17 protein-coding genes are annotated in these 15,777 nt (G+C 68.2%); 5 read left to right on the top strand and 12 right to left on the bottom strand.

The window, feature by feature from the left end; genetic code table 11:
- Positions 1-31 precede the first annotated feature (31 nt).
- The gene (locus C2868_RS03115) at positions 32-1,390 is read left to right on the top strand and encodes an amidohydrolase (protein WP_100811516.1); all 1,359 of its coding nucleotides are present in this window, start codon (positions 32-34) and stop codon (positions 1,388-1,390) included.
- On the opposite strand, the gene C2868_RS03110 is transcribed toward C2868_RS03115, so the two are convergent.
- A complete protein-coding gene (locus C2868_RS03110) occupies positions 1,380-2,429 on the bottom strand; it encodes a hypothetical protein (protein WP_198519561.1) in 1,050 nt (349 codons plus the stop codon). The genes C2868_RS03115 and C2868_RS03110 overlap by 11 nt on opposite strands.
- A gap of 64 nt (positions 2,430-2,493) precedes the next feature.
- Here C2868_RS03110 and C2868_RS03105 point away from each other — a divergent pair, with 64 nt between their 5' ends.
- Entirely contained in the window at positions 2,494-2,853 is a 360-nt protein-coding gene (locus C2868_RS03105; RefSeq protein ID WP_100811517.1) for a cupin domain-containing protein, read from the top strand.
- A gap of 109 nt (positions 2,854-2,962) precedes the next feature.
- Here the strand turns inward: C2868_RS03105 and C2868_RS03100 are convergent, their stop codons facing one another.
- The gene (locus C2868_RS03100) at positions 2,963-3,406 is read right to left on the bottom strand and encodes a cytidine deaminase (protein WP_100811518.1); all 444 of its coding nucleotides are present in this window, start codon (positions 3,404-3,406) and stop codon (positions 2,963-2,965) included.
- Positions 3,403-4,167: an amidohydrolase family protein gene (locus C2868_RS03095; RefSeq protein ID WP_100811519.1), complete on the bottom strand. Its 765-nt coding sequence runs from the start codon at positions 4,165-4,167 to the stop codon at positions 3,403-3,405. The genes C2868_RS03100 and C2868_RS03095 overlap by 4 nt, the downstream gene beginning before the upstream one ends.
- A gap of 67 nt (positions 4,168-4,234) precedes the next feature.
- On the opposite strand from C2868_RS03095, the gene C2868_RS03090 reads away from it, so the two are divergent.
- The gene (locus tag C2868_RS03090; RefSeq protein ID WP_100811520.1) at positions 4,235-5,320 is read left to right on the top strand and encodes an LLM class flavin-dependent oxidoreductase; all 1,086 of its coding nucleotides are present in this window, start codon (positions 4,235-4,237) and stop codon (positions 5,318-5,320) included.
- A gap of 35 nt (positions 5,321-5,355) precedes the next feature.
- Here C2868_RS03090 and C2868_RS03085 read toward each other — a convergent pair whose 3' ends face one another.
- The 3 genes from C2868_RS03085 to C2868_RS03075 are packed head-to-tail and all read right to left on the bottom strand — an operon-like array spanning position 5,356 to position 7,298.
- Positions 5,356-6,267: an amidohydrolase family protein gene (locus C2868_RS03085; protein ID WP_100811521.1), complete on the bottom strand. Its 912-nt coding sequence runs from the start codon at positions 6,265-6,267 to the stop codon at positions 5,356-5,358.
- Positions 6,268-6,270: 3 nt separating this feature from the next.
- Entirely contained in the window at positions 6,271-6,774 is a 504-nt protein-coding gene (locus C2868_RS03080) for a RidA family protein (RefSeq protein ID WP_157813938.1), read from the bottom strand.
- A 23-nt stretch (positions 6,775-6,797) separates the two neighbouring features.
- Complete coding sequence (locus C2868_RS03075) at positions 6,798-7,298, bottom strand: RidA family protein (RefSeq protein WP_100811523.1); 501 nt, start codon at positions 7,296-7,298, stop codon at positions 6,798-6,800.
- Positions 7,299-7,368: 70 nt separating this feature from the next.
- Here C2868_RS03075 and C2868_RS03070 point away from each other — a divergent pair, with 70 nt between their 5' ends.
- A complete protein-coding gene (locus tag C2868_RS03070) occupies positions 7,369-7,881 on the top strand; it encodes a RidA family protein (protein ID WP_100811524.1) in 513 nt (170 codons plus the stop codon).
- The gene (locus tag C2868_RS03065) at positions 7,878-9,104 is read left to right on the top strand and encodes an MFS transporter (RefSeq protein ID WP_100811525.1); all 1,227 of its coding nucleotides are present in this window, start codon (positions 7,878-7,880) and stop codon (positions 9,102-9,104) included. Before C2868_RS03070 ends, C2868_RS03065 begins: the two co-directional genes overlap by 4 nt.
- 123 nt (positions 9,105-9,227) lie before the next feature.
- On the opposite strand, the gene C2868_RS03060 is transcribed toward C2868_RS03065, so the two are convergent.
- From C2868_RS03060 to C2868_RS03035, 6 genes are all read right to left on the bottom strand, one after another.
- Positions 9,228-10,289, bottom strand: coding sequence for an ABC transporter ATP-binding protein (locus tag C2868_RS03060; RefSeq protein WP_100811526.1), 1,062 nt, complete (start codon positions 10,287-10,289; stop codon positions 9,228-9,230).
- Positions 10,286-11,179: an ABC transporter permease gene (locus tag C2868_RS03055; RefSeq protein WP_100811527.1), complete on the bottom strand. Its 894-nt coding sequence runs from the start codon at positions 11,177-11,179 to the stop codon at positions 10,286-10,288. The genes C2868_RS03060 and C2868_RS03055 overlap by 4 nt, the downstream gene beginning before the upstream one ends.
- Before the next feature lie 4 nt (positions 11,180-11,183).
- Positions 11,184-12,062, bottom strand: coding sequence for an ABC transporter permease (locus C2868_RS03050; protein WP_103662946.1), 879 nt, complete (start codon positions 12,060-12,062; stop codon positions 11,184-11,186).
- Positions 12,063-12,231: 169 nt separating this feature from the next.
- Positions 12,232-13,245, bottom strand: a complete 1,014-nt coding sequence (locus C2868_RS03045; protein WP_100811529.1) for a phosphotriesterase — start codon at positions 13,243-13,245, stop codon at positions 12,232-12,234.
- 141 nt (positions 13,246-13,386) lie between these two features.
- A complete protein-coding gene (locus C2868_RS03040) occupies positions 13,387-14,463 on the bottom strand; it encodes an extracellular solute-binding protein (RefSeq protein ID WP_146047997.1) in 1,077 nt (358 codons plus the stop codon).
- 181 nt (positions 14,464-14,644) lie between these two features.
- On the bottom strand, positions 14,645-15,718 hold the full coding sequence (locus C2868_RS03035) for an extracellular solute-binding protein (protein ID WP_157813939.1): 1,074 nt from the start codon (positions 15,716-15,718) through the stop codon (positions 14,645-14,647).
- Positions 15,719-15,777 lie beyond the last annotated feature (59 nt).

The following is a 15,777-nucleotide window of genomic DNA, read 5'->3' as shown; positions in this document are numbered from 1 at the left end:
CGCCTCCCGTTTGGATCCTAAAGTAGGATACATGGATCCAACATCGCAGATCTCGGCGTCCTCATTCGTCCTCACTGGCGACATCATCACGCTCGACCCCGGTCGCCCGCGCGCACGGGCCCTGCGGGTGGTGGACGGGCGGATCGCCGAGACGGGCGACCTCGACGACGTCCTCGCCGCGAGCCCCGACGACTCCCCCGTCATCGCGGCCCGCGGCACCGTCGTGCCCGGATTCATCGACTCGCACTTCTACCTGCAGCGAGCGGGCATCAAACTGGCCGATCAGTTCCCCGACCGCGATCCCGACGCCGACGAGTTCCAGCGCGCAATGGCCGACACGGCGCTCGATCCGGACTGGCCGGACGGCGCACCGTCGGTCGCGGAAAGGCGGGACGGGCTCCGACGCGTCCAGCCGCTGCTGCACGCGCTCGGCATCACCGGGATCGCCGATCCCTGGGCGACGGCCGAACAGATGTCGACCTACCAAGCTGCCCACCGAGCCGGCGAGCTGACGATGCGGGTGACGTGCATGCCGTACTTCGAGGGCTTGCGCGACCATCTCACGACTCCGGACGAGGTCATGGCAGCGGTGGGTGGACTGGGTGTCGGTACCGGGTTCGGCGACGACACGCTCGCCTTCGGAGCGTTGAAGGTCTACGCCGATGGTGAGGGACGCCGACGGCAGGCGCTGCGCGAGGAGCCCTGGCCGGGGACGGACGACCACGGCGTGCAGGCGATCGCGATGGACGACCTCGAGCGCATCGCGGCGTTCTGCGCCGAGCACGGCTGGGCACTCGGCGTGCACGCGATCGGCGGCGGCGCCATGCGTCTCGCCCTCGACGCCTTCGAGCGCGTGGACGAGCGCACCCCGATCGCGGACCTCCGCTTCCGTCTGATTCATGCCTACCTCGAACCCTCCGCCGAGACGATCGCGCGCGCGGCGCGGCTCGGCGTGCTCGTGTCGTCGCAACCCGCGATCCAGTGGAAGAGCGGCAGGTGGCTCGTCGAGACGCTCGGCGCGGCGGCGGCGGACGCGAACCCGCTGCGCGGGTGGATCGACGGGGGTGTGCGCGTCGCCCTCGGCTCGGACGGTCCGTACTTCCCCTTCGATCCCCTGCGCGTCATGTGGTTCACCCGCACGCGGCGCAGCCGCGACATCGCCGAACCGCTCGGCGCGGACCAGCGGCTGAGCCCGGAAGAGGCACTGCGCGGCTGCACGATCGACGCTGCGTATGCCGCTTTCGCGGATCGGCGCGGCGCGCTCGCGCCCGGCATGCTCGCCGACTGGGCCGAGGTGTCGGTCGACCCGCTGACGTGCGAGGACGACGCGTTGCTCGATGCATCCGTCCTGCGCACCGTCGTGGGCGGTCGCGCCGTCTTCAGCGCCTGAGCCGGTCCCCCGCGGGCCGGTCGAGCAGGCGACGCGGCTCGTCCACGAGCATCGCGTCGATCCGCTCGGCCGCCATGCCGGCCGCCCGCAGCGCGGGGACGATCTCGCCGAAGAGATGCCCGTAGCCGCGCCCTCCGTACGCGCTCAGTTGGGTCTTGGTCCACACCGACTGACCCAGCACGTGTCGCGATCCCGGATGCGTGGCGCAGAACGCGACGAAGTAGTCCAGTCGATCTGCGTCCGTCATGTTCACGACGCGGTCGCCGTGAGAGTCCTCGGTGCCGAAGCACATCTCCAGCACCGCGCCCGCGCCGACGAGCTCGTCCCACACAGCGGCATCGGGATACTCGTCCGCGTTCGTGAACACGACGCGATCCGCCGACAGACCTTCTGCAGCGAAGATCTCGAGCACCTCGATCCCACGCACCCGGTCGGGATCGAGACGCACGCTCACGGATGCGCCCATGCGGGCGGACGCGCGCGCCGCGGCACGCAACAGAGCCCGCTCCACCGGCGGCAGATCGCCCGTCGTGCCGAGGATTCCGAGCATCCCCGCCCGGTAGTCGGCCCCCGGCACACGATCGCGCAGTGCGCCGAGGAAGTCGCGCTCCCAGCCGTCCTCACCGAGATCCAGCCTCTCGGCCGGGAGGGTGCGGATCACATAGTCGCCGTACCCGCGGACGATCGTCATGCCGGTGCGACGGGCGATGTCCGGCAAGCCCGCGTGATTCGGCCCCAATCCCCACGACGTCGGATCGACCACCGCGCGCTGTCCCGCGGCGACGGCGGCCTCGAGCTCGTTGACCGCCAGGTCGGGATCGTCGAGCCGCAGGTTGTCGGCCAGCGCGAGCATGTTGGTGTGCAGGTACCCGCGTGTCTCCGGACCCACGCGATCGCTGTCGGGGCGCGGCACCGCGCCGTCACGACGGAGGGTGGCCGCGTCGCTCAGCAGGTGGTCGTGGAAGGACGTCGGGCCCAGGTTCTCTGCGGGCACGGGGCCGAGCACGGTTTCGATCACGAGCACCCTCTTCTCCACCACGGCTGTTGACCGCGATTGTTCACCGACGATTGCGGATCCATTCTTACGCACTTAGGATCCAATCATGACCCTCGTGACGCGCCCCCTCGACATCGCCCCCGCAGACCTCGACGAGAAGCCTCTCGCACCGCCGAGCGCCGAGCCCCTGTCGGGCCCGATCACGACGAGGTCGAAGGTCGTGTTCATGAACGACGACAAGACCGTCATCTCGGGTATCTGGGAATGCGAGCCGGGCACATCGCGCTGGGAGTTCCTGACCCGCGGCGAGATCATCCACGTCGTGTCGGGCGCCATGACGGTGCAGCGCGACGGCGAGGATCCCGTCGACCTGACGCCCGGCGACGCCGCATACTTCCCCATCGGGTGGACGGGCGTGTGGACCGTCACCGAGAAGCTCCGCAAGCTGTACGTGGTCTACAAATAAGCCGACTGCTGCGGAAGCGCCATTTCGACTCGTCGCCGCGCTCCTCGGTCCATGGCCGAGAACGTCCCGACCGTCGAGTGAGCGCAGCGAGACGCCGTACCGACCCGACTCAGCTCTCGCGCACCTTCTTGAACGGCACCAGGTCGCGAACCGGCACGGCCCGGGCGTCATCGCCCTCCGTGACCCACACGCGCGCATCCGGCCAGTAGTCGCTCAGCAGCTCCGCGCACACCCCGCACGGGTCGATCAGGTGCTCGGTGCCGACCGGGCGCCGCAGCACGCTCACCAGCGCGACGACCCCGACGTCGCGTCCCGCGGCATGGGCGATCGCCGCGCCGGAGGCCACGCCTTCGGCGCACACGGTGCTGCGGCGCGCGGTCCCGTCGACGTGCACCCCCGTGAGGATCGCGCCGTCGGACATCCGGAACGCCGTCGCGACCTCGTGCCGCCCGGCCAGGTAGACCCGTCCGAGGAGATCGCGCGCGGCCGAGAGCAGTTCGGCGTCTGACTCCCCCATGCCCGCGGGCCGGCCGCTCAGTTCCGGTCGACTCATGTCGGGATCCGCAGGATGCGGGCGAGATTCCCACCCTCGATCAGCGCGCGGTCACCGTCGTCCGCGATCGCCTTGGCGATCTTCATCCGCTCGAGATCGAAGTCCGAGCCCGGCCACTCCGAGCCCATCACGATCTTCTCGGCGCCCACGCGGGCATAGGCGCGCCGCACGTCGGCGAGGAGGGTCGCAGATGTCTCGAGGTACACGTTCGGGCGGCGCTCGGCGACGATGATGGCCTCGGGAACGTTCCAGACCGCGCCCATGTGGGCGATGATCGTCGGCACCTCAGGGTGGTCCTTGGCGATCTCCTCGATCGCGAAGGGGGCGCAGAAGGCATCGTCGAGGGCATTGATCAGCACGGTCATGCCGAACTCGGCGCAGAGGCGGAACACGGGATCGAGAAGGCCGTGATCGGCCACGTGATACCCGTGCATGCTCGGGTGCAGCTTCAGACCGCGGATACCGGCAGCCGCCATCCGCTCGATTTCGGCAAGAGCGTTGTCGTCCTGAGGCAGGACCTGGCCGAACCCGATCAAACGGTCGGGGTACGCCTGCTGCAGTTCGATGATGAAATCGTTCTCGATGCGCTGCGCAAGTGAGCAGACCATCGCCATGTCGACACCCGCGGCATCCATCCGCGAAAGGATCCGCTGCGGATCGAAAGGCACGTGTACGGGCGGTTCTTCTCCCGGCCGCGCTCCGGTGAGGTAGTCCGAGCGCCCTCGCACGTTCTGGGTGGTGTTGTACGCGTCGATGATCATGGACGTCCCCCTCGGGTTGTGTTCCACCATATGTGCGGATCCATTTGTGCAATAATGGGATCCAATCATGTCAGACAATAACCGCCTCCAGCTCGGCACCTTCGGCACCAACCTCGCGCCGGGCATCACGTTCACCACGATCCCGGGTGCGCTGACCACCGAATGGTCACGCGTGCGCCACCTCGCGCTCGCCGCGGAGGCCATGGACTTCGAAGCGATCGTGCCGATCTCGCGATGGAAGGGCTACGGCGGCGAGCACAACCCGCATTCGGACGCGTACGAGACCCTCACCTGGGCCGCCGCCGTCGGGGCCGTCACGAAATCCGCCCGGATCTTCGCCACCGTCTCCATGCCGATCGTGCATCCCGTCATCGCCGCCAAGCAGCTCGCGACGATCGATCACGTGACCGGGGGTCGGGCCGGGGTCAATGTGCTCGGAGGTTGGTACCGCCCCGAGATGCCGATGTTCGGCGGCGACCTGCTCGAGCACGACGCCCGCTACGACATGGCGGACGAGTGGATCGACATCGTGCGTCGCCTCTGGACCGAGTCGGACGAATTCGACGTCGCGGGCGACTACTTCCAGCTGCAGGGGCTCTTCTCCATGCCCAAGCCGCTCGGCGCGCGCCCGCGCATCATGAACGCCGCGATGTCGGGCCGCGGGCTCGACTTCGCCCTGCAGAACTCCGACGTGATCTACGTCAAACTCCGCGACGACCGGGACGCCGCCGCCGCGCAGGTCGCCGACATCAAAGGCCAGGCACGGGAGCGCTTCGGGCGCGAGATCGAGGTCTGGACCTTCGGCTATGTCGTCGACGGCGACACCGAGAAGGACGCCCGCGACTTCCTGCACCACTACGCGCAGGAGCACGGCATGCACGACGCGGCGATCAACGCGCTGACGATCATGGGCATGGAGGCGGCCGTCGCGGGCGACAACTCCACCGCCGCGCGCCGCTTCAACTGGGTCGCGGGCGACGGCGGCGTGCCGCTCATCGGCACGCCCGCGCAGGTGGCGGACGGTCTCGAATGGCTCGCGGACGTCGGGATCGACGGATGCCTCCTCGGCTGGCCGCTCTGGGAGTCGGGCATGGCGCGGTTCGAGACCGACATCCTGCCGCTCCTGCGCGAGCGAGGCCTGCGCTCGGCCTGAGTCGGCACCGCGGTCCCCACGAACGGACGCGAGGCTCAGGTCAGGCGCAACAGCCGGGCGGCGTTGTCGCCCAGGACGAGGGCCTGCTCGTCCGCCGAGAGACCCGGCAGGTCCTCCTCGACGATCCGGGCCGTCTCGCCCGGCGTGTACCAGGGGAAGTCCGACCCGAGCACGACGCGCTCCGCACCGATCTCGCGCACCAGCGCGACGATCTGCTCGGGAGTCGGCGCGAGCGGGGCGCCGCTCCAGATGACGACCTCCGAGAGGTCGAACATGAGCTGCGGGTAGGCCGCGGCGAGAGTCGCCGTGTCCCGCCACGACGCACCGCCGAGATGTGCGACCACGATCTTCAGCCCCGGCCGCCGCTCGGCCAGTCCGGCGAAGGCGCTCGGGACCGACCATCCGTACCCGCGCTTATCGGGGCCGCCGTGGAAGACGATGGGGGCGTCCGCCTCTTCGAGCGCGTCGTACACGCCCTCCATCCCGGGGTCGTCCGGATAGGTGCGGATCGCGATGGGGTGGATCTTCATCCCCCGCGCGCCCCACGATCCGAAAGCCTCACTCAGGTGCTCGCGCGACTCGTCGGACGTCATGACCGCGGGGTTCGCCGTGACGAACGGCAGCAGCACGGGGTGCGCCGCCCCCTGATCGCAGAGCCAGCGGTTGTAGGCGACCAGCTCGTCGCGCAGGTGCGCGTAGGCGGGTTGCGCGGGCCAATGCCGCGCATCGTCCGCCGGATGCGGCAGATCGGGGAGTTCGAAGCTCCCGAGTAGTGCGGCGTAGTCGAAGCGCGCCGAGGCGAGGGCGTCGAGGGCGTCGTCGATCGTGCCGGCGACACCGGCGAACGCGACGTCCTTGTCCCCGTACTCCACGATCGGGTAGGTCGTCAGGTCGTGCTCGCCCTCCGCCGCATCGGCGTAGGCGTGCAGGTGGGTGTCGATTCGCATGCTCTACTCCCCCTCGGGGCTCGTACGGGTCTCGACGACGGTCACCATCTCGAAGACGTTGTTGCCGGACAGGCTCGAGACGCCGATACCCGCATAGGTCGAGCGTCCGACCCGGTCGCCGAAGACCTCGACGAACAGGTCGGTAGCGCCGTTGGTGACGAGGTTCACGTCGGTGAACTCCGGAGTGACGACCGCGAACGCGAGCGTCTGCACGATTGCGGTGACCTCGTCGAGCGAGCCGACCGCGAAGCGGATGAGCCCCAGCACGTTGATCGCCGCGTAGCGCGCCGCCTGGTACCCCTGCTCGAGGGTGACGGTGTCGCCGACGCGCCCCGGGAACACCTTGTTGCCCTGACGGTCTTCCGGTGTCATGCCCGAGATCGTGAGCGTCCGCCCGGTGCGATGAAAACCCTTCATCGTCGCGTAGCGCTCGCCGTACGGCGGGTTCGCGTAATCGGGGATCACGAGCCCCAGCTCGGCGGCTCGGGCTTCGGCACTCCAGGACATCCGGTCTCCTGCTCTTTCGTTGTTCATGCGTCGGCGCTCAAGCGGGTCTGCACGCTCGCCGTGATCTCGAAGACGTTGCCGCCCGACAGGCTCGTGACGCCGATGCCGGCGGATGTCGAGCGTCCGGCCGCGTCGCCGAACACTTCCACCCACAGGTCCGCCGCGCCGTTGGTGACCTTGTTGATGTCGGTGAAGCCTCCCCCGACCGCGACGAAGGTCAGGGTGCGCACGAAGCCCGTGACCTCGTCGAGCGAGCCGACGGCATATCGGATGAGACCCAGGACGTTCACGGCCGCATACCGGGCCGCGGCATATCCCTGTTCGAGGGTGACGTCCACGCCCACGCGCCCCGGGTGCACCCGCGCGCCCCAGCGGTCCTCCGGGGTCATGCTGCCGAGCGTGAGGATCCGTCCCGACCGCCGGAACGCGCTCATCGCCGCATATCGTTCGCCGTACGGCGGGTCGGCGTAGTCGGGAACCTGGAGGCCCAGCTCTGCGACGCGGGCTTCCGCACTCCACGACATGAGCCGACTCCGTTCCGATAGAATGGATCCATAGTAGCTGATATCGGATACATTCTAGGGATGGTGTGAGATGGGTGCTGAGGCACGCGTTCGAGAACTGGGTCTGCAGATCCCCGACTATGCGAACCCCCCGTACGGACTTCGGTACGGACCGCTCAAGCCTTTCCACCGCATCGGGAATCTCCTCGAACTCAGCGGGCTCACCCCGGAGAATCGCGCGGGCGACCGCCTGCACCCCGGATCCGTCGGTGTCGACATCACGATCGAGCAGGGATATGAAGCCGCGCGCCTGACGGCCGTCCACACCCTCGGCATGATCCGCTACGCCCTGGGCTCGCTCGATAACGTGGTCAGTCTGTCGCGCGGCCTGTGCTTCGTGCTGTGCCCGCCGGGATTCGAACTTCTGCACGAGGTGTCGGCCGGGGCGAGCGATCTCTTCATCGAGGTGTTCGGGCCGGTCGCGGGCGCCATGGGCCGGGCATCCATCGGCGCGACCGCGCTGTCGCGCAACAACTGCTTCGAACTGTGGCTCAGCCTGGAGTGCGCGCCCGACTCGACCCCACCCGTTTCCATTCCGGCATGACCCCGCGGGACATCACCCGGACGGTCCCGTTCTGGCTGATCTTCGGCGCTTCGGCGCTGGGTGCGATGACCAACGCCGCGAGCACCCCGATCATCCCCGTCTACGTCGGCGAGGTGCTCGGCGGCGGCGCATCACTGTCGGGATTCATCATCGCGCTCGCGGCGCTGTCGTCGATCCTCGCGATGCCTCTGGCCGGGTCGTTGGCAGATCGGCGCGGCTATCGCACCGTGGCCCTCGTCGGGGGATCCATGGCGGTCGTCGCGCTGGTCCTGCTGGCCACCGTGCCGCAGCTCTGGGCAGCCGGCGCGAGCCGCTTGATCTTCGGACTCGGTAACTCCGCGGCGATGACGCTCATCATGGCCTGGCTCGTCGCCCTCGCTCCGCCCGGACAGCGCGGCAAGGCTCTCAGCATCTACGGGCTGAGCGTATGGATGGGCGTCGCGCTCGGGCCGCAGCTCGGCACGTTCGTCAACCAGCTGTGGGGGCCGGCGTCCGTGTTCGCCGTCTGCGCCGTCATCGAGGTGATCACGGTATCGCTGATCATGGGGCTCCCCCGCCCCACCCTGATCACGCCCCGAGACGTCACCACCCCGCCCCGCGGCGTCCGCAACCTGCTCGGCGCCTTCCGGGCCGTCTGGGTGCCCGGGGTCGTGGCCGCCGCCGCCTGGTGCGGCGAGGGCCTCATCCTCGCCTTCTTGATCATCCACCTGCAGGGTGTCGGCGTTCCCGCCACGGGCCTGCTGGGCGCCGCATCCGTCTTCGGCGTCTTCGCCGTCAGTGTGATCGGCGCCCGCCTCGTGCTCGCGACCATGCCCGACCGCATCGGCCCGCTCCGCTCGACCGCGATTTCGCTCAGCGCCCTCTTCGCCGGCCTGACGACGCTCGCGTTCGCCCAGGATTTCTGGGTCGCGGCGGCCGGCGCGGCTCTCATGGGGGTGGGTTTCTCCCCGCTGTATCCCTCGCTCACGATGCTCGCGACCCGCGGTCTGCCCGCCGAGAACCGCGCCATGGGCCTCGGCCTGTTCTCGAGCTTCACCAGCGTCGGCTACGCCGGCGGGGCGCTCGTCGGCGGATTCGTCATCGGATTCGCGTCGTCCATGTGGGCGTTCCTGCTCGTGGCCGGCCTGCAGCTCGTGGCGCTGGCCGTCGTCACCATCTTCACCCGCGACGAGACACCGCGCTCGACGCTCGACGCCGAAGAGCCCCGCGACCCGGCAGCCTGACACGCACGGTCGAGACTCCCTGCGCTCGGGCCCGTTTCGGGTAAACGCAGGCGAAAACCCGCGAGAACCCGCGGCTCGTTCGCCTGGCGAGGTCCCGCGGGGTCCTTTCGTGCCGCTCGCGCGCTAGGCGGCGATCGCCTCGCGCGCCGGCTCGTCGGCGGCCGGGATGACGTGGACCCGCTCGGGGTTGCGGCATGCCACGCGGGCGCGCGCGCCGACGCCGAGCGTCGAGACATCCAGGGATGTGGGAAGCGAGCACACGACCTTGCGCCCGCCATCGGTCTGCAGCTCGAGGCGGAAGCGTGTGCCCTGGAAGCTGAGCAGCCGGACCGTACCCTCCACCGACCAGGCGGGGGCGGCCTCGGTGGCCGACACGAGTTCGAGGTCCTCGGGTCGCAGCACGGCGGTCCCGTCGAGGCGTGCCCCGGCCTCGTCGTCGAGGATGCGCCCGCCCGACGTGGGCAGCAGGTTCGCCTCACCGAGGAAGCCCGCGACGTAGGCGTTCACCGGGTGGCGGTAGAGGTCCTCGGGAGATGCGACCTGCACCAGCTGCCCATCGCACATGATCGCGACACGGTCGGACATCGTGAGCGCCTCGGTCTGGTCGTGCGTGACCGAGACCGTGGTGATGCCGACCTTGCGCTGGATGCGCGTGACCTCCACCTGCATGTGCTCGCGCAGTTGCTTGTCGAGAGCGGCCATCGGCTCGTCGAGCAGCAGGATGCCCGGGTTCGCGGCGATCGCCCGTGCGAGGGCAACGCGCTGGCGCTGACCTCCCGACAGAGAGGCCGGTGAGCGATCGGCCATGCCGGGCAGCTGGACGAGCGCGAGCATCTCGTCCGCGACGGCACGACGCTCCTTGTCGGGGCGGCGTGCGGCCAGCAGTGGAAACGAGACGTTCTCGCCGATCGACATATGCGGGAAGAGGGCGTAGGACTGGAACACCACGCCGACGTTGCGCTTCTGCGGCGGGCGGCGCTCGACGTTCACCGCGTCGAACATGACATGGCCGCTGTCGACGGCCTGAAGGCCCGCAATGACATTGAGCAGGGTCGACTTGCCGCTGCCGCTCGCGCCCAGCAGGGTCACGAACTCACCGGGGCGGACGTCGAGTGACACCCCCTTGAGGACGTGATTCTGGCCCAGGGTGACGTGGACGTCGGAGATGGAGAGGGCGATGGTCATTCGATGACTCCTTCCAGCACGGCCGGGCGGGGACGCCGGCGTGAAGACGATGAGGATGATGCGGATGAGGACCGACCGGCACGACGCCTGCGGAGCGCGTTCGAGAGCGGGAGAAGGCCGAGGACGAGGATGGCCAGGAGCGAGACCAGTGTCGAGGCGGCCGTCAGTTCGGGCGAGAAGGCCTCTTGAGACGCGTTCAGCATGCGCAGCGGCAGGGTCTGCATGCCCGGAGGCAGTAGGAAGACCGCCAGGACGACCTCGTCGAACACGATGATGAACGCGAACAGCGCACCCGAGAGCAGATACGGCAGGAGCGCCGGAAGCTCGATCTTCCAGAGGATGAGCGGCCACCGCGCGCCGAGCGTGCTCGCGGCCGGTCGGAGTGCCGGGTCGATGCGCGCGATGCCGCCCGACACGATGACGAACACATAGGGCATAGCGATGAGTGCGTGGCCCACGATCAGCGTGACCAGAGTCCCCCGCAGGAAGCCGAGCTCGAGGTTGACGCCGTACAGGCCGACCGCGTACGCGATCGGCGGCAGCGCGATCGGCACGATGAAGAGGGTGCGGATCCAGCGCTGGGCCGTCCGGCTGCGCACGCGCGTCAGTCCGATCGCCCCCGCGGTCCCGAGGGCGGCGGCCAGCACCGTCGAGATCGTCGCCGTCCAGAGCGAGAGCCAGAACGATCCCATCCATCGCCGATCGGAGAGCACTTCGGCGTACCACTGCAGAGAGAAGCCCTCGGGCGGGAACAGGATGAAGCTGCCGGAGGTCCAGGACGTCGAGACGAGCACGAGGAACGGCACGATCAACAGCAGGCTGGCCAGGACGGCGACGAGGATGATCGGGCTGCGGTACCAGCCGAGAGATCTGGCGAGAGGGTTCTTCATGCGGTCAGCCCCACTTCTCGCTCACCTTGAACAGGCGATCGGCGATCAGGTAGACGAGCATCGTTCCCGCGACGAGCAGGATACTCATGGCCGCGCCGAGTTCAGGTCGGTTGGCTTGGTTGATCTGAGCGTTGATGACGCCCGACACCGTCATGTTGCCGGGACCGCCCAGAAGGAGAGGCGTGACGTAGAAGCCGAGCGACATCACGAAGACCAGCACGCCTCCGCTGATGACGGAGGGCAGGATCTGGGGCCAGGTGACCGTGCGGAACGTCAACCACGGTCCGGCCCCGAAGATCGTCGCGGCGTTGAGCTGCTCGCGGTCGAGGGATTGCAGGGCCGACATCACGGGCAGCACCGCGAACGGCAGCATGACGGCGATCATGGCGGGATACATCCCGATGGTCGTCTGATACAACTCCACGGGCTCGTCCGTCAGCCCCACCAGATTCAGGAACCAATAGATCGCACCTTTGGGAAGCTCCAGCAGCATCCAGCCGAACGATCGGACCATGACCGACGTCCACAACGACAGGATCAGCGCCGCGAGCAGCACCAGGCGCAGCCAGGTCGCCGATGCGCTGATGGCAAGGGCATAGGCGGTGCCGAAGAGCATCGTGAGGATCATGACGATCACGGCCAGGACGACCGTGCGGATGAGCGATGCCACGAACGCCGGCACTGAGAACATGCCGATGTAGGCCGCTCCGCCCGTCTCGAACGACTGCATCAGGAGTGCGATCACCGGCAGACCGAGTGCTACGCCGAAGAAGATCAGCGGTGGCCACAGCAACCACCGTGTCTCCGCGCGCGAGGCGCCGAGGGCCGCACGCGCGGAGTACTTGCTCCGCGTCTGCGGTAAGGCCAGGGTTGAGGTACTCACTCCGTCATGCTCCCGGGTCGAGATTGCGGTGGTGTTTCCGTAGGCGACATGTCTTTCCGACAATGTACCCCCGTGGATCCAATATAGGAATACATGGATCCGATCCTGTTGCTGTCGTGTTTCGAGGAGGTTACGCCGTGGCGGGAATCAGCCTCACGCCCACATTCGCTCACTCGCCGAACAGGGCCCTACGGGCGTTGTCGGTGTGGATGCGGTGCAGCGCATCGCGCGGGATTCCCGCGGCCTCCGCGTGATCGGCGAACTCCTCGAACAGGAAGACGAAGCCCGGCCCGCCCAGCGCAGCTTGATGGCTGCGCTGGAACACGTCGTGCGAGAGCAGGATCTGCGACTCGAACCCGGCGTCGATGAGGATCTTCAGGTGTTCGACGCGACGACGCAGCTCTGTCGGCACGAGCTGGCCGCCGGTCTTGCAGGCCATCATGCAGTCGTATTGGACGAACACCCCGCGGCGGGCGAGCGCGAGAGAGTATTCGACGCTCTTGACCGTGTCCGTGTGCCCGATCGCCAGCCGGCTCGGGTCCAGCCCCTCATCGTCGACCAGCAGGTCGACCTGCGCCAGGCCGACGGCGAAGGTCGGTGCGTGCGTGCTCACGAGCGCGCCCGTCTCCCGTGACGCCCGGGCTGCAGCGCGGAAGGACTTCTCCTCGCGCGGCGTGATGTGGGCGAAGTCCGAGGCGATCTCGCCGATGACTCCCGCACGCACACCTGTCCCGGGGATCTCGTCGACGAGATCGGCGATCAGGTAGTCGGCGATGCGGGACGTGCTGGTCTGATCCATCCAGTCGTGATCCATGTACGCGTCGTAGTAGTGACCCGTGCCGAGCACGACCTGCACGCCCGTCTCCTCGGCGAGAGCCCGCGTCGCGAGGACGTTGACGATCGACCGCGAGCCGGTGACCCGGTTCTGGAGCTGATGCTCGGGGTCCGTGTCCCACAGCACGGGTGCCGCGTGATTGGTCAGCTCGCCGCAACTGAGGTCGACGAGGGTCCTGCCCCCGGACGCGAGGAATCGGGCGATGTCATCCGCCCGTTCGGCCCAGATCGTCGAGAAGCCGTCGCGGGGGATCATCCGGGTCCCGTTGGCGAAGAGGTGCTCATGCGGCAGGGTGACCCCGAGCCGGTCCGGGGTGATGGGTCCGCTGACCGTGTTGAGCGTCTGCATCGATCATCCGTTCTGTCGTCGTGGTCGAGCTGGTCGTCATCGGAGGCGGGGTCTGCACCCCGCGGGCGGAACGACCGAGGGGTGGTCGGGGCAGTGAGACCCCGGCCACCCCTCGGCGTCCGTCATGTGTTGTGTGCGGTGTTACCCGGCGAGCCAGGCGGTGTAGTTGTCGACCAGGTCGGCCGTGTTGTCGGCTCGCCACTGGTCGTCGTTGTAGAGGACGTTGTCGTGGTCGGGCGAGTTCGCGACCTTCGACGCGACATCCGCGTCGAGGTAGTCGAAGACGTCTTCGTTCACCGGCCCGTAGAGGGTGCGCTCGACGAAGACGGCCTGGTTCTCGGGGTCGCGCATCCAGGCGGCGAGAGCCAGCGCGGCATCCGTGTTCGACGCGTTCTTGGGGATCACGAAGCCGTTCGGATTGACGAACGCCTGGTTCCACTGGATCGTGACGTCCTCGCCGGCCCGCTCGAGGGCCGTGTACTGCCCCGTGACGGTCACCGCGATGGCGGCGCTCCCGCTCGTCAGCAGCTGCTGCACCTCGGGGTAGGACTGGTAGAACACCATGTCGCCGCGGAGCTCGTCGAGCTTGGCCCGGGCGCGCTCGAAGTCGAGCGGGTACAGATCTTCGGGAGCGACGCCGTCCGCGAGGAGGGCGATCTCGAACGACTGGTCGTAGCTGCCCGGAGCGCCCGGCCAGGCCCGCTTTCCGGGGAACTTCTCGGTGTCGAAGAAGTCGGCCCAGTCTGTGGGACCACCGTTCGGGTAGGTCTCGGTCAGCCAGCCCTGCGCGATGCCGATGAAGAATCCGCCGACGAAGTAGGGCTGCAGCGAGGGGTCGAGTAGATCCCCCTGGCTGTCCGCCGGGATCTCGACGAGGTTGTCGCCGTATGACAGCACGTCTGCCGCGGCGACCTGGAACACGTCGTAGTCTCCCTCGTCGCCGGCGAGCATCGCGTTGTAGATCGCGTCCTCGATCGACGTCGAGACGACCTCGACGCCGGTCTCGTCGTAGAAGCCGTCGAAGTAGGCGATCTGACGGCTCTCATTCGTGGGACCGCCGTAGTCGGCCCAGATCACGGAGCCGCTGATCTCGGCGCCGCTGGCGTCTCCGCTCGGGGTGTCGCCGCCGGAGCCGGCGCAGCCCACGGCGAGCGCCGCGACGGCGGCGAGGGCCAGGCCAGATGTCGCCAGGCGGCGAATGCGGATGGTGGATGTCATGTCGAATGCTCTTCCTCGGGATTTGGACGAAACATTGGTGCGTGGATCCAATGTAGCGCTAACTGGATCCTCTTTGGTATCGATTGTGTTTCTTCCGTGTAACGCGTGCCGGGGTACGTCGCGACCACGACAAAGGGCGGGAGACGCCGGTCCCCCGCCCTTCGATGTCGCTCGTCCGCGCTCAGCCTGCCAGCCAGGCCGTGTACGAGTCGAGCAGCGTCTGGAGGTTGTCCGCTCGCCACTGCGTGTCCCAGTAGATGCCGGCCTTCTCGTGCTCGGGCGAATTGACGAGTCCGTCGACGACATCGTCCGAGAGCAGGTCGAACACCTCGGAGTTGACCGGACCATAGCCGGTGCGCTCCGTGAAGACGGCCTGGTACTCGGGCTCGTTCATCCACGCGGCGAGCGCGAAGGCGGCATCGGGATTCGCGGACGACGCGGGCACCGTGAACCCACTGGGGACGATGAACGCCTGGTTCCACTGGACGGTCACGTCTTCGCCGGCGTTCTTGAGGGCGTTGTACTGCCCCGTCACGGTGACGGCGATGGCGGCGCTGTCGCTCGTGAGCAGCTGCTGCACCTCGGGGTAGGACTGATAGAAGACCATGTCGTCGCGCAGCGTGTCGAGCTTCGCCTCGGCCCGTTCGATGTCGAGCGGGTAGAGGTCTTCCTCGGCCACGCCGTCGGCCAGCAGCGCGATCTCGTACGACGCGTCGAAGCTGCCCGGAGCGCCTGGCCAAGCCCGCTTGCCCGGGAACTTCTCGGTGTCGAAGAAGTCCGCCCAGTCCTGTGGTCCGCCATTCGGGAACGTGTCGGTCATCCAGCCCTGCGCGATCCCGAACACGAATCCGCCGACGATGTACGGCCGAATGTCCTCGGGAAGGAGGTCGCCCTGGATGTCCTCGGGCACCTCGATGAGGTTGTCCTGGTAGGCGAGCACGTCCGCGCCGCTCGTCTGGACGACGTCGTAGTCGCCCTCATCGCCCTCGAGCATGGCGTAGTAGACGGCGTCCTCCAGCGAGACCGACGTGACCTCGACGCCCGTCTCGTCGTAGAAGCCGTCGAAGTACGCGATCTGGCGACTCTCGTTGGTCGGACCGCCGTAGTCGGCCCAGATCAGGGGACCCGACAGCTCGGGCACCGGGGACGCGTCGGACGCGGCGTCGCCGCCGGACCCGGCGCATCCGGCGGCGAGAGTGGCGACGGCAACGAGTCCGGCGATGGGGAGGATGGTGCGACGGAAGATGTGCGACACGGGCTGCTCCTCGGGAAGGTGTGAGATTTGGATCCAAAGTACTCCTGAATGGATCCTTT

It is taken from the genome of Microbacterium sp. CJ77, from assembly GCF_002911615.1.
Taxonomy (GTDB): Bacteria; Actinomycetota; Actinomycetes; order Actinomycetales; family Microbacteriaceae; genus Microbacterium.
The sequence above is the reverse complement of the archived record's forward strand: the minus strand, read 5'-3'. Positions and strand labels throughout refer to the sequence as shown.

Excerpts from the sequence above, each read along its gene's own strand:
- C2868_RS03100 (WP_100811518.1), bottom strand. The coding sequence starts at position 3,406 with ATGAGTCGACCGGAACTGAGCGGCCGGCCCGCGGGCATGGGGGAGTCA.
- C2868_RS03040 (WP_146047997.1), bottom strand. The coding sequence starts at position 14,463 with ATGACATCCACCATCCGCATTCGCCGCCTGGCGACATCTGGCCTGGCC.
- C2868_RS03105 (WP_100811517.1), top strand. The coding sequence starts at position 2,494 with ATGACCCTCGTGACGCGCCCCCTCGACATCGCCCCCGCAGACCTCGAC.
- C2868_RS03075 (WP_100811523.1), bottom strand. The coding sequence starts at position 7,298 with ATGTCGTGGAGTGCGGAAGCCCGCGTCGCAGAGCTGGGCCTCCAGGTT.
- C2868_RS03055 (WP_100811527.1), bottom strand. The coding sequence starts at position 11,179 with ATGAAGAACCCTCTCGCCAGATCTCTCGGCTGGTACCGCAGCCCGATC.
- C2868_RS03065 (WP_100811525.1), top strand. The coding sequence starts at position 7,878 with ATGACCCCGCGGGACATCACCCGGACGGTCCCGTTCTGGCTGATCTTC.
- C2868_RS03115 (WP_100811516.1), top strand. The coding sequence starts at position 32 with ATGGATCCAACATCGCAGATCTCGGCGTCCTCATTCGTCCTCACTGGC.
- C2868_RS03095 (WP_100811519.1), bottom strand. The coding sequence starts at position 4,167 with ATGATCATCGACGCGTACAACACCACCCAGAACGTGCGAGGGCGCTCG.
- C2868_RS03045 (WP_100811529.1), bottom strand. The coding sequence starts at position 13,245 with ATGCAGACGCTCAACACGGTCAGCGGACCCATCACCCCGGACCGGCTC.
- C2868_RS03070 (WP_100811524.1), top strand. The coding sequence starts at position 7,369 with ATGGGTGCTGAGGCACGCGTTCGAGAACTGGGTCTGCAGATCCCCGAC.
- C2868_RS03060 (WP_100811526.1), bottom strand. The coding sequence starts at position 10,289 with ATGACCATCGCCCTCTCCATCTCCGACGTCCACGTCACCCTGGGCCAG.
- C2868_RS03080 (WP_157813938.1), bottom strand. The coding sequence starts at position 6,774 with ATGTCCTGGAGTGCCGAAGCCCGAGCCGCCGAGCTGGGGCTCGTGATC.
- C2868_RS03085 (WP_100811521.1), bottom strand. The coding sequence starts at position 6,267 with ATGCGAATCGACACCCACCTGCACGCCTACGCCGATGCGGCGGAGGGC.
- C2868_RS03090 (WP_100811520.1), top strand. The coding sequence starts at position 4,235 with ATGTCAGACAATAACCGCCTCCAGCTCGGCACCTTCGGCACCAACCTC.